Source organism: Siccirubricoccus soli (genome assembly GCF_024178315.1).
Classification (GTDB): Bacteria; Pseudomonadota; Alphaproteobacteria; order Acetobacterales; family Acetobacteraceae; genus Siccirubricoccus; species Siccirubricoccus soli.
In genome coordinates, this window is sequence record NZ_JAMZIK010000213.1 from 1 (window position 1) to 12528 (window position 12528).

6 protein-coding genes are annotated in these 12528 nt (G+C 72.1%); all 6 read left to right on the forward strand.

All coding sequences use genetic code 11. The annotated features are described in order from the left end of the window. Positions 1-2282: hypothetical protein (locus tag NJ376_RS26250; protein ID WP_252956325.1), on the forward strand; the 2282-nt coding region annotated here is incomplete at its 5' end. A 3-nt stretch (positions 2283-2285) separates the two neighbouring features. Then, positions 2286-4049 carry a serine/threonine-protein kinase gene (locus NJ376_RS26255; RefSeq protein WP_252956326.1) on the forward strand — a complete coding sequence of 588 codons (1764 nt, stop codon included), beginning with the start codon at positions 2286-2288 and terminating at the stop codon, positions 4047-4049. Next, positions 4046-4849: a hypothetical protein gene (locus NJ376_RS26260; RefSeq protein ID WP_252956327.1), complete on the forward strand. Its 804-nt coding sequence runs from the start codon at positions 4046-4048 to the stop codon at positions 4847-4849. Before NJ376_RS26255 ends, NJ376_RS26260 begins: the two co-directional genes overlap by 4 nt. Before the next feature lie 55 nt (positions 4850-4904). Then, positions 4905-7094 (forward strand): hypothetical protein, encoded by a 2190-nt coding sequence (locus tag NJ376_RS26265; protein ID WP_252956328.1) that lies wholly within the window; start codon positions 4905-4907, stop codon positions 7092-7094. Positions 7095-7119: 25 nt separating this feature from the next. After that, positions 7120-9438 (forward strand): hypothetical protein, encoded by a 2319-nt coding sequence (locus NJ376_RS26270; RefSeq protein WP_252956329.1) that lies wholly within the window; start codon positions 7120-7122, stop codon positions 9436-9438. Between the two features lie 18 nt (positions 9439-9456). Next, positions 9457-12450: a hypothetical protein gene (locus tag NJ376_RS26275; RefSeq protein WP_252956330.1), complete on the forward strand. Its 2994-nt coding sequence runs from the start codon at positions 9457-9459 to the stop codon at positions 12448-12450. Positions 12451-12528: the final 78 nt, after the last annotated feature.

Below are 12528 nucleotides of genomic sequence, written 5' to 3' on the forward strand. Positions count from 1 at the left end.
GCGGCGGCGTGGCGCAGAGCCGCTGCCCGCGCGGCGGCCAGCACGACCACACCGGCAGCGCCGCCTATACCCTCGCCATGAACGACCCGGCGGCGCCCGGCCAGCCCGGCTGGCGCTGGTGCCGGAAATGCCAGGGCCTCGCCTATGCCGGCAGCGGGCCGGGCCTCTGCCCGGCCGGCGGGCTGCACGAGCATGGCGGCAGCGGCGCCTATGCGGTGCCGATGCACGACCCGAACGCGCCCGGCCAGCCCGGCTGGCGCTGGTGCCAGAAATGCCAGGGGCTCGCCTATGCCGGCAGCGGGCCGGGCCCCTGCCCGGCCGGCGGGCTGCACGAGCATGGCGGCAGCGGCGCCTATGCGGTGCCGATGAACGACCCGAACGCGCCCGGCCAGACCGGCTGGCGCTGGTGCCGCAAATGCCAGGGCCTCGCCTATGCCGGCGATTCCGGCCTGAGCCGGGAGGAGCTGGCGCTGCCCGTGGCGCCCGGGCAGGAGGTCACCGACACCGTCGCCTACGAGCCCGCGGTGCCCGGCGGCCCGCCGCTGCACCTGCCGCAATACCGCCTGGCCCGCCGCGGCACGACCGGCGCCGAGGGATATGAGATCCGCTTCGGCCAGGCGCCGGACGGCGCCCCCATCCTGACCCTGCGCCTGGAGAAGCAGCGCGCGCCGCAGATCCCGACGGGCACCGCGACGGCGGAGCTGCCGCACGAGATCCTGCTGCGGCTGACCTACCGGCTGGTGCTGGCCGGCGGCGGCGGCGCCACCAAGGAGCTCGCCTTCCAGGAGATCGGCGAGACCGCGGACGGGCTGTCCCTGGTGGCGACGCTGCGCTTCTCCGGTCCCGCCGAGCGCGACCAGGCCCTGGCTGCCATCACCAGTCTGGAAGGCGGTGCGGGGCTGCTGATCACGCGCTCGGTGCGCGTCGCCATCCCGATCGTCGGCAGCGCCAACCGCTACCGCCCCGTCACCCGGGCGCTGGAGCAGGTGGCGGAGCCCAACCCCTTCTTCTTCAACCCGGACCTCAACCGCGACCTGTTCGAGGGGCCGCGGCCCGGTGCCGGGCAGCTTGGCCTTTCCCCGCATCAGGTGGCGCAGGGCGACCGCTTTCACACCTACTGGCAGGACACCGCCCGGCCGAACACCGCCTACTACCTGCCGGACGCCTTCCGCTTGGCGCGCCGCGGCAAGCCGGCGCCCTTCCTGCCGGTCATCGCCACCCGCCTCGCCCCCGGCGCCACCGGGCCGGAGAACGCGGCGATGGTGCTGGAATTCGTCGCCACCCCCTTCACCGACCCGGACCGCCTGGCCGCCGCGCGCCAGGCCCTGGCGGCCAAGCTGCTGCCCGCCGGCGCCAGCCCGGCCGACATCGTCTTCGAGCCGCTGCAGGTGGAGAAGGCCAGCCTGTGGATGGCCCTGCCCGGCGCGGTCGGCTTCACCGAGCGGCCCGGCGCGCTCATCGACCTCCGCTCCGGCCTCACCCATGTCGAGACCCTGCCGCTGCCCGCCTTCCAGGCGGTGTACGACGCGCTGATGGGCGGCTCCGTCGCGCTGATGCGCGGCGAGGTGCGGGTCGATCTCGGCAGCGGCGTCACCGACCGCATCCCCTTCGAGGCGCGGTTCGACACGATGAATGGCGACCTGGTGGAGGTGCAGGCGGCGCCCGGCCCCACGCCCGGCAGCTTCGCGCTGACTCTGGCGAACGCCATCGAGAGCCCGCTCACCGTCGCCAGCCTGGGCGGGCTGCTGCGCGCCGCCGGCCAGGATGTGGCGGCGAGCATCGGCGGGTTCTCCCAGCCCTTGCCGGCGGAGCTGGCGCCGGGCGCCAGCCTTACCTGCGTGCTCACGCCCGCGGCGCCGGCGCCGGCGCCGGCCGAGGCGCAGCCGGTGCTGGATCTGGACGGGCTGCGCGTCCGCCCCGACGCCGCCCGGCTGTGGGAGGTGATCCTCGACACCACCACCCCGAACGAGATCAGCCGCGCCATCCGGGTGAAGCTCTTCCCGGCGATGTTCGAGGTGCCGGACGGCAATGCCGCGGAACGCGCCCTGGCCGTGCTGGTGCAGTTCGAGCGCGGCACCACGCTGGAGCTGACACCGGAGAAGCCGGAGGCGGAGGTGCGGCTGCCCATCCCCATCGGCAGCATCGTGCTGCGGACGGCCGCCGGCGCGGCGGGCTACCGCTATCGCTGCAGCGTCATCCGCCGCTCCTCCCGCGCCACCGACAGCGAGTGGCGGGAGGATAGCAGCGACCTCCTCGTCCCCCTGCTGCCGAAGGAGGGCTGAGCCATGCCCGCTTCGCTGCCGGATTGGGGACGGCCGGTCATGGTGGATGGCCGCACCGCCTTCGCCACGGTGGGGGATCTGGCGCCGCCGGTCCTGCTGCCCGGGGCAATCGCCCTGGCCACGGAACCGGATGGCCGGCCAGCCTTCCGCCTCTCCGTCCTGCGCGCCCTGCCGCCGGCCGAGGGCGTGGGATGCCTGGAGCTGCGGCTGCGGCTGGAAGGCGAGGACATCCCCGGCACCGTGCCCGCCCGGGTGGCGCGCGGCAGCCTGCGGCTGCGGCCTGCCGCGGCGCTCGGCACCATTCCGGCGGAGCTGCTGGTGCCGCTCCCGCTCGACTGGAACGGGCTCGGCCTGGCGCGGCTTGCCCTGCCGCTGTCCCAGGCCGCCGCGACGCTGGTGGAAGGGCTGCTCGCCGCCGGCGAGGGGCTCGGCCTCGACGCCCTGGCGGAGCTGGAGGTGGACGGCATCGCCCCGCGCCTGCCCGGCCTGGCGCTGCGGCTGGAGGTCGGTGCGCTGCTCGCGGGCCTCGGCAGCCTGGCCGGCCCGGACGGGCTGCTGCCGCGCGAGGCGCTGCTGGCAAGGCTGCGGGCGGCGCCGGCGCAGCCCGGCATCGGCCTCGGCGCGGTGCCGGAGGGGTTGCCCCCCGACCTCCTGGCCCTGGCTGTGCTGGACCGCCTGCGGGCGCGGGAGCTGCTGCGCCCCGCCCCCTCCACCGCGCCGGACGGCACCCCGATGCTCCGCCTGCCGGCGCCCGGGGAGGCGCTGCCGGAGCGCATCGACATCGACCTTGCGGAACGGCTGGTGACGCCACGGCCCGTTGCCCTGCGGCTCGACCCCGTGGCCGCGGCGCGGGCGCTGGCGGCCGGGCATGGCGGCGCGGACTCGCTGGTGGCGAAGGGCAGCGCGGCGCCGCTCGGGCTGGGCTTCCATCGGCTCATGCTGGGGCAGACCGTGCCGCAGCCCGTGGCGGGCATTCTCGGCCTCGGCGCCCGGATCCGGTTCCCGCCGCAGCCGCCCGCCCGGCCGCAGGAGATCCGTCACGACCTGGAGCTCTCGCCCGGCGCAGCGGCGCCGGAGCTCACCATCCGCCTGGCCCCGAACGAGCCGCTGGCCTGGCGGCTGCAGGGCTTCGCCTTCGTCCCGGCGGCCGATGGCCGCAGGGTGGAGCGGCTGCAGGCCGAGGAGGTCGAGGGCACCGGCGCGCGTGCCTTGCTGACCCCGGCATTGCTGCCGCTGCGGCTGGTGGAGCTGGAGGCGGAGCCGGCGCTGCTCGGCCTTGGCACGCTGTTGCTGCGGCTCTCGGCGCAGCGGCCCGGCGGACCCTTCCGTGCCGAGGTGGAGCTGGACCGGCAGCGCCCGACCGCCGTCTTCGGCCTCCCGCCGGATGCGACGGTGGCTACCATCGCGGCGGAGCTGCGCGGCGCCGGTGGGGCGCGGCTGAGCCTGCCGCCCTTCCCGGCGGAGGATCGCCGCCTGCTGCTGCAGGACGTGCCGGGCCTCGGCCCGCGCGATCTGCGCGTCGAGGTGCTGCTGGCGGCGGGCGCCACCCTGGCCGCGCTGGACCTGCTGCCGGAGGACGCGGCGGAGGGGGCGGAGCCGGTCACCCTGGCCTTCACCCCGGCCGAGCCGGCCCGGGTTTTCCGCTGGTTCTGCCGCGACCCCTTCCGGCCCGGCCTGCGCTGGCGCCGACACGCCCCGGGCGCCGCCTGGTCGGCGCCGGATCGCGGCCCTGGGCCCTTGGTCATCGCGCTGGGAGACGCCGCATGAACGGGATCGGGACTGCGCTGCCGGGCCGCACTGTCGCCGGCGTGCGCCTCTGGGCGGAGGACGGGGCTTGGCTCTACCTGGCCGAGCAGCCGCTGCCGCTGCTGGATGCCAATGGCCGTCCGCAGGTCTCGGCGCTGGAGGCGGCGGGGATGACCATGCTCTCGGTCGGCGCCAGCCTGCAGCCGACAGAGGCCACCATGGCCCTGCTGCGGCAGGAGGTGGCGCAGCTGGCCGGGCCAGGGACGGAGCTGCACCCCGCCGCCCTCACCATGCGCCACGCCGCGCTGGAGGTGGCCGAGGCGGAGAGCTTCGCCGAGATCGCAACCGCCCGCGCCTCCGACCTGCCGCCGCAGGCGGCGGCCTTCTCCGCCGTGCTCAAGGATCGCCGCGCGGCCACCGCCCAGGCGGCGCTGCGCGGCGAAGTTGGGCGGCTGCGGGTGCTCTACCGCGTCGCCCTGCCGCGGCGGCGGGCCGCCACGGCGGCGCTCGCCGGCGACCTGACCAACCACCTGGACGGCACCGGCCGGATCGACGCCGCGGGGGCCGAGGCGGCCATCCGCTGCGCCATGGAGATGGGCGATGCGAAGTGGTCGGAGCAGGCCGATCCCGGCGCCAGCGAGGAGCTGCGCCGCACCGCCCGCAGCATCGCCATGGCGCAGGCGGTGCAGAGCCTGGCGCGGACCGGCACGGCGGGGCCGGGCGCCCGCACCACGGTGCAGGCGGAGGCGACGCGGACCGAAGCCGCGCCGCTGACCCTGGAGCTGACTGCCGACGTCGCCGGCTGGCTGGGCGGCGGCTGACGGAGCCCGAGGTTTTCATCCAGGCGCGGCAAGCGCCGATGCGGAGGAAACATCCATGCTGTCCATCGCAAAGTCCGAGACGATCGAAGGCGTGCAGGTCTTCAGCGACGACCAGGATTTCCGGCAATTCTACCTGCTGCCGAACCAGGTGAGCTGGCAGATCCTGCCCGGCGGGCGGCCGAATTTCGGCTTCATCAAGTACCGCATGCCGATCGAGCGGGCGAATGGCAAGAAGGGCGGCGGCTTTGCCTCCTTCCAGGTCGAGCTGGCGATGACCGAGGCGCAGAAGCAGAAGATCCGCGCCGTGCTGGAGGACAGGCTGCGCCGCGAAGGCCGGCTGCAGCCCGGCCAGGGCGCCGTGCTCCGCCTCGACCGCCCGACCTTCCTCAGCGGCAAGGTGGATGTCGTCTGCTTCGACAGCGGCGGCGCGCTGGTGGAGAAGATCCGCGCCCCGAGCGCGCCCTCCCTCTATGGCACCAATGCCGTCGCCATCCAGGTCGAGTTCTCCGATATCGGCGCCCGCATCTTCGAGGAGGCGATCAAGGGCATCGGCGAATCCTTCGTGCAGGCGAATTACACGCTGACCTTCCAGGGGCGCATGCCGCCCGGCCATATCCGCGGCTTCTGGGAGGCCTCCAGCTTCATGACCTTCCGCCAGGAGATGCATGACGACACGCGCTGGTTCGCGGAGGACGACTACGAGGAGAAGATCACGGAACTCATCAGCAAGTCCGAGACCTCGAAGGTCGAGTGGATCCTGCGCCCCGCCGCACCGCCCGGCGCCGATCCCGCCGGTTTCGAGAAGGCGCTGGTCGCGGTCGAGGACCGGGTGAACAACCAGCTTGCCGAGGGAATCAAGCGCAACATCCTGGAGGCCATCCCGCCCGAGAGCCGCGACGTGTCGAAGCTGCGCGAGCAGGGCTTCGACAACGTCATCCGCACGGTCAACGCCACCCGCATCTCGAGCGTCACGGTCGAGTACAAGGAGAACCGTGTCATCGAGCAGGAGGTCCACCCGCCTGGCAAGCTGCCATCGCTGAAGACCATCACGGTGGACGGCAAGCCGGTGGATTGGAACCAGGTGATCCAGACCATCGATGCCGACGACCCCTTCTTCAAGAGCTTCGGCATCAACGTGCAGGTCAACGCCGACTTCGCCGATCTGCCGATCTTCGGCGTCGATGTCGCGATGGAGTACAAGGGCCCGCAGGGGCAGAAGCAGGCGAAGACCTGGACCTTCCAGAAGCCGGAGGACATCCAGCGCTTCGAGGCCTTCCTCGACGGCGGCGAGGGCGAGGTCACCTATTCCTACGTGGTCAACTACAAGGGCGAGTCCAACGTCTTCCGGTCGCCACAGCTCAAGACGAAGTCGAACCTCAGCATCAATGTCGGCGAGCTCGGCATCTGGAAGATGGACGTGGTGGCGGGCGACATCAACTTCGCCCAGGTCACCTCCGCCCAGGTCATGGTGCGCTACGACGACGGCGCCGGCCTGCGCATCGAGAAGCAGTTCACCATCACCGACCAGGCCCGCGAGCACAAGATCCGCGAGGTGATCTTCAAGGCGCGCGACAAGCCCTGCCGCTATGCCGTGAAATACTTCATGCAGGATGGCAGCGAGATCGCGGTGCCGGAGAAGGAGGCGGAGGGCGAGCAGCTCTACATCAACGATCCCTTCCAGCTCCGCACGGTGTCGCTCCGCACCCGCGGCGATTTCGAGCGGACGATCGAGACCATCTTCGTCGACCTCGTCTATGACGACCAGGCCAACCGCTTCCAGCAGCGCAAATCCATGGCCTTCAGCAAGGATGGCAAGCGCTTCGAGGACTGGGTGTTCCCGGTCATCGACGACCGTGGCGGCACGCTCAGCTACACCGGGAACATCCTCTTCCGCACCGGCGAGGCGCAGCCGATCGGCGAATCCGACGTGAAGGGCAACACCCTCCTCATCGGGCCGGAGGTGCTGGAGGTGCATATCGAGCCGGACCTGATCGACTGGACCAAGGTGCGGCTCGCTACGGTGACGCTGAGCTACGAGGATGCGGGCAACCAGATCGCCCACAACGACACCTTCACCATCCGCAAGGACACGCCGCCCTCCGTCTGGAGCGTCGGCATCAAGGACAAGGCCCGGCGGAAATACACCATGTCGGCGAAGTACTTCCTCGAAGGTGGCGCCCGCAAGGAGGTTGGCCCCGTCGAGATGAGCGACGAGGTGCTGATCCTGGAGGCGCCGGCTGCCTGACGGCAGAGAGGAGGAGGGATGTGCGATGATGTACCTGGAACCGCCCTTCTACATGGTCAACGGCGTGCTGGTGTACCGCGACCATGAGGACATGCTCCAGCACTACTACATGCCGCTGGCGCCAAGACTGCGGACCACGCCCGATCCCGCAACCGGGCGCGAGGTGCCGAGCCTCCTCCTCCTCAAATACCGCACGGAGACGCCGGCGGGCTCCGGCGGCTTCCTCAGCCTCGACGTCCATCTCGGGCTCTCGCCGCGCGAGCTGGACGACCTGGCCGCGGAGGTGAAGCGGCTCGGCCGGCTGCCGCAGATGCCGCGGCTTTCGCCCGTGCCGGTCACCGACGGCAAGGTGCGGCTGATGATCTTCGGGCAGGACAGCCAGCCGGCGCCGCCGCCCCGCCCCGGCTCCACCCCGGCGCCAGCGCTGGAGGCCGGGCCGCGCTTCGTGCTGAAGATGCAGCACGCGGCGAAGCCCTCCCTCTATGGCGACAACGCGGCCGCCTTCTCCGTACAGCTCGACACAGCCGGCACCGCTATCATGGAGCAGGCGCTGCTCGGCGAAATGGCGCCGATCCTGGTGGTCTACCAGCTCGACTATGTCGCGCTGCGGCCGGCCTTCTCCGTGCGGCTGAAGATCGACTGGGACCGGGTGCAGGAGGCGCTGGACGAGGAGTACGGGCAGGAGGGCATGTTCACCTCCACCCAGATCGGCAAAACCGTGGACAAGCTGCAGGAAAGCCGGGCGATCGAGTTCACCGCCGACAATTTCGTGGCCGACGCCTCCGATGCCGCGAGCCCCGAGACGGCGCGCTTCAACGCCGCCCGGGCCCGGGTGGAGGAGATGATCACCGACGCCTTCTTCGAATCCAGCCTGCCGCCGATGACGACGCGGCCGGATGGCTGGGACCATGCGGCGGACATCCTGAGCGAGGCGCACCAGAAGGCGATGCAGGCCTCGCTCGGGCCGATCGGCGCCACCATCGGCACCTTCTCCTACAAGAAGCAGACCCGCGACCGGATCGACCGCAAGCGGCTGGATGTCGAGATCTCCGAGCGCTCCGCCGTGCTGCGCAGCATCTACCCGCAGGGCCATGTCAGCGGCCTGTTCCGCCCGCTGCGGGATGGCGACGACCCGAAGCGCTACATCCGGGAGATCGACGCGAACGACCCGTTCTTCCAGCGCCGCCGCATCCGCATCACCAACCGCGGCGAGATGGAGCGCGACGGCATCGACAGCGTCGCCGTCCGCCTGCGCTACGGCACGGATACCAAGGAGGTGGTGCTGCGCAAGACCGGCGAGGAGCAGCCCGTCGAATGGGCCTCCATCGTCGAGGGCGGGCGGATGCGCCAGGAGGTGGAGGCCGAGTTCACCGTGAATTTCCGCCCCGACCAGGGCGGCGAGCGCCCGCTCTCGGCCAAGGCGGAGCCGCGGACGGTGCTGGGCGAGGTGCTGGAGGTGCAGCCGGCCGAAATCTATGCCCGGGTGAAGCTGCCGGTCATCGCCTCCCCCAGCTACCCCTGGGACCGCTACCCGCAGGTGCAGGCGCGGCTGCGCTACGAGGACCCGGCGCATGGCATCCGCACCGACGACACGGTGATCCTGGCCAAGGGCCAGGCGCCGCCCGAATGGTCCTACCTTGCCCTCGACAAGGCGCTGCGCGGCGTCTCCGCCCGGCTCTCGCACCGGGCCGCCGACGGGCACGACATCGAGACCGCCTGGCAGAAGCTGGATGCCGATTTGCTGGACGTGCGCGACCCGGTCGGACCGCTGCGGCTGCGGGTGGATGTGGTGCCGGTGGTCGCCCGCTGGGACGATGTCGAGCAGATCTTCGTCGACCTGGAATACGAGGATGCGCGCAACGACGTGCACGCCGCCGAATCCCTGGCCTTCAACGCCACGGACCGCAGCCCGAAGCCCTTCGTGGTGGAACGCAAGGACCGCGACCACAAGCTGGTGCAGTACCGCGTCACCACCATCCTGAAGGGCGGCGCGGTGCTGGAAGTGCCGCGCTCCGCCACCGAGGCGCCGCGCATCCTGGTCTCGCCGGACATGCGCGGCCACCGCATCGTCGCGGTGCGCCCGCCGCAGGATTTCGCCCGCGCCAAGCTGCAGCGCGTGGATGTGGAGCTGCGCTTCGCCGACGCGGCGAACGGGTTGCTGGTGGAGGACAAGGCCAGCTTCGCCGCCCCGGGCGGCCGCAAGGCCTTCGAGTTCAACTACGTCGACCCGGCGCGCAGCTTCTACGAATGGCGCGCCCTCTACGTCTTCGGCAACGGCATGACGCGGCGGCAGGACTGGCAGACCGCCGAGGCGGATGAGCTGGAGATCGCCGCCCCGCAATGAGTGCATGAGGAGGCTGTCATGCAACAGCTTGGAACTCGCACGCTGACCGTCGATGGGGTGACGGTGTTCGCGGACCATGCGGACCCGCTCCAGTTCTGGTACCTGCCGGCGCCGGTCGCCCTGGCACGGCGGCCGGACAACAGCGGCGCCTTCACCTTCATCAAGTACCGCCCGGCCGCCGTGGCCGGCGGCGCCAAGGGCGGCGGCTTCGCGATGTTCGAGGTGAATCTCCGCCTGCCGCCGGCGGTGGAGCAGCGCATCCGCGGCCAGCTTGCCGCCCTGGTGCGGGGCGGGGAGCCGCGCCTCTCCGCGGTGCCCTTCGACGAGGGCACGGTGCGCTGCATCGCGCTCGACCTCGAAGGCTCGGGCGGCACCGCTGCGCCGGCCGACGCGCCCCCCGGCACCTTCCGCGCGGTCGAGGCGATCCGCGGCGCCTCCATCCCGTCGCTGGCCGGCGACAACACGGCGGCCTTCTCCCTCTCGCTGAGCCAGGAAGGCGCCATCATCCTGGAGCAGGCCTTCACCCAGGGCACCGCGCCGGTCGGCGTGGTCTACGACCTGAAATACACCATCCTCCGCCCCGCCCTGCAGGTGACCATCAAGGCCGAATTCGAGCGGATCTGGCGGCATTTCAGCGCCGGCCTGGAGGCGCAGATCTACTGGGTGCGCGCCGGCATCGACGCGGCCTTCGAGAAGCTGGTGGCCGAGGGCGCGATCCAGATCGAGGTCATCGACTTCACCGGCGCGGCGGACCGCGAGGACAAGGAGAAGTGGGCGCTCGACTTCTTCAAGGACAACCTCCTGGCCAAGTGGTTCGAGCCCTCCCTGACGCCCGCGGATGTCGAGAGCCGGATGGCCAAGCCGGAAGCGCTCGACGCGGTGCTGAAGCGCGCGCAGGAGATGGCGAAGCCGCTGACCGGGGGCAGCGCCGCCAAGATGGAAGGCGGCACGGCGGCGAAGCCGGCGGAGGGCGGCGCGACGCCCGCCACCCCGGCGGAGCGCCCCGCGGCGGCGCTGAAGGAGGTGACCCGCACGCCCGAGCCGCCGCCCGGCAACCACGCCATCGCCCACACGGCAGCTGCCACGGGGCTGGAGGAGCGGGTGACGGTCACCGGGCCGGCCGGCTGGACGGCCAAGGTGGACGACAAGCCGGCGAAGGTGGACGGCAATGCCATCGTGATCGACCTGCCGGCGGATGCGAAGCGGCAGATCGAGGTGCGCTGGCCCGCCTCGACCCCCACCCCGACGCCACCCACGCCGACGCCGCCCGCGACGCCGGCGACCACCACCGAGACCTTCCTGCTGTTCTTCGACAAGGACAAGCCGGCGGTGACGCCGGGCTTCAGCCCGACCCATCCGGTGGCGCTGAGCTATGCCGGCAACGGGGCGGACGACAAGCGCTTCACGGCCGCCAGCCGGGTGGATGGAAAGCCGATGCCGCAGCCGGGCGAGAAGCTCGGCGCCGACCGCCTGCGCGCCTGGCTGGAAACGCTCGCCAGCCCGCGCACCGTGACCCTGGAAGGCTTCGCCAGCTTCGAGCGCTTCCCGCCCGGCAAGGACCCGCTGCAGCCGGAGCCGGAGGCGCGGGCGGCGCGCGACCGCAGCCTGTCGCAGCAGCGCGTGGCGGTGGCCCGCGCCAGCCTGCGCGGCGGCGCCCTGGTGCAGTCCGACAAGGCCACCGGCCATGACCAGGCCAAGGCGCTCGGCACCGACGACGATCCGGAATGGCGCGTGGTGCGGATCACCGGCAAGGTGGCCGGCGCGGCGCCGCCACCCCCGCCCCCGCCGCCACCCGCCGAGACGACCCCGGAAGTGGTGGTGCGCGGCCGGCTGGAACGCGCGGCGATGCCCGCCAAGCCGGACAAGCCCGAGGAACCCAAGAAGCCCGACAAGCCGGAAACCCCGGAGAAGCCGAGCACGCCTGCGGGCTCCGCCGGCACGCCCGCGCTGGTCTCCTTCCGGCTGAAGGCGATCGCGACGGAGGAGCGGAAGACCCTGACCCTCCGCTACAACCGCACCGAGGCGGTGCAGCGGACCTATGCCCCGCAGGGCTTCTTCGGCCTGCTGCTGGCCGATCTCGATGACCCCGCGAAGCATTTCGTCGAGGTCGACCTGGACGACCCGTTCTTCCGCGAATTCGAGGTGACGGTGGATGCGCCGATCGACTTCGGGCGGATCGGCATGGTCTCGGCCCAGCTGGCGATCGACTATGGCGACCCCGGAGCGCCGGCCACCGTGAAGCATGCCGACATGGTCTTCGACCCGGCGCATCCGGAGCAGAAGAAATTCACCACCTTCATGAGCCCGGCGCTCGCCACCGCCTACCGGGTGGCCGAGCAATTCCACTTCGCGCCGGATGCCGGCTGGGATGGCGAGAAGCTCTCCTACGAGATGCCGCCGCGCGACACCGCCGACCGCACGCTGGTGGTCACGCCGCATGGCGTGCTCGGCTTCCATGAGGTCACCGTGGTGGCGCACCGCATCGACGCCACGGCGGTGGAGCGGATCGAGGTCGAGCTGTCGCTGACCGACCCCGCCACCGGCTGGGTCGCGGCGCGCACCCTGACGGTGCGCGCCGGGGATGCGCCGCAGCTCTGGCGCGTGCGGACCTCGGCGCCGGTGACGCAGGGCTTCATCTACACCCTGGTGCACCACCTGAAGGACGGCACCGTGCTGCGCGACGACCCGGTGCAGAGCACCGCCCAGGCCGTCGCGGTGGACGACCCCTTCGACACCGCGCTCGACATCCGCTTCATCCCGCTCTGGGATCCGGCGCAGGTGCGGGAGGTGTTCATCGACGTCACCTATGCCGACCCGCCCAACCGGATCGACCGCTTCGAGCGGCTGAGCTTCACCGGCGCCGACCTGGCGATCCGCCCGCTCAGCCTGTCCATCCGCGACCGGACGCAGCGCGAATTCACCTACCGCGTCACCCTCATCGGCACGGATAACCGCATGGTGCAGCGCCCGCCGGAGACGACCCGGGAAACCCTGGTCGGCATCCCGGGATGAGGCCGGCCGCCGCCTCCGGCTGGCCGCTGCTGGCCGGCGCGCTGGAGCGGCTGGCCGCGGCGGCGCCGGAGGCCGTCG

Excerpts from the sequence above, each read along its gene's own strand:
- NJ376_RS26255 (WP_252956326.1), top strand. The coding sequence starts at position 2,286 with ATGCCCGCTTCGCTGCCGGATTGGGGACGGCCGGTCATGGTGGATGGC.
- NJ376_RS26260 (WP_252956327.1), top strand. The coding sequence starts at position 4,046 with ATGAACGGGATCGGGACTGCGCTGCCGGGCCGCACTGTCGCCGGCGTG.
- NJ376_RS26265 (WP_252956328.1), top strand. The coding sequence starts at position 4,905 with ATGCTGTCCATCGCAAAGTCCGAGACGATCGAAGGCGTGCAGGTCTTC.
- NJ376_RS26270 (WP_252956329.1), top strand. The coding sequence starts at position 7,120 with ATGATGTACCTGGAACCGCCCTTCTACATGGTCAACGGCGTGCTGGTG.
- NJ376_RS26275 (WP_252956330.1), top strand. The coding sequence starts at position 9,457 with ATGCAACAGCTTGGAACTCGCACGCTGACCGTCGATGGGGTGACGGTG.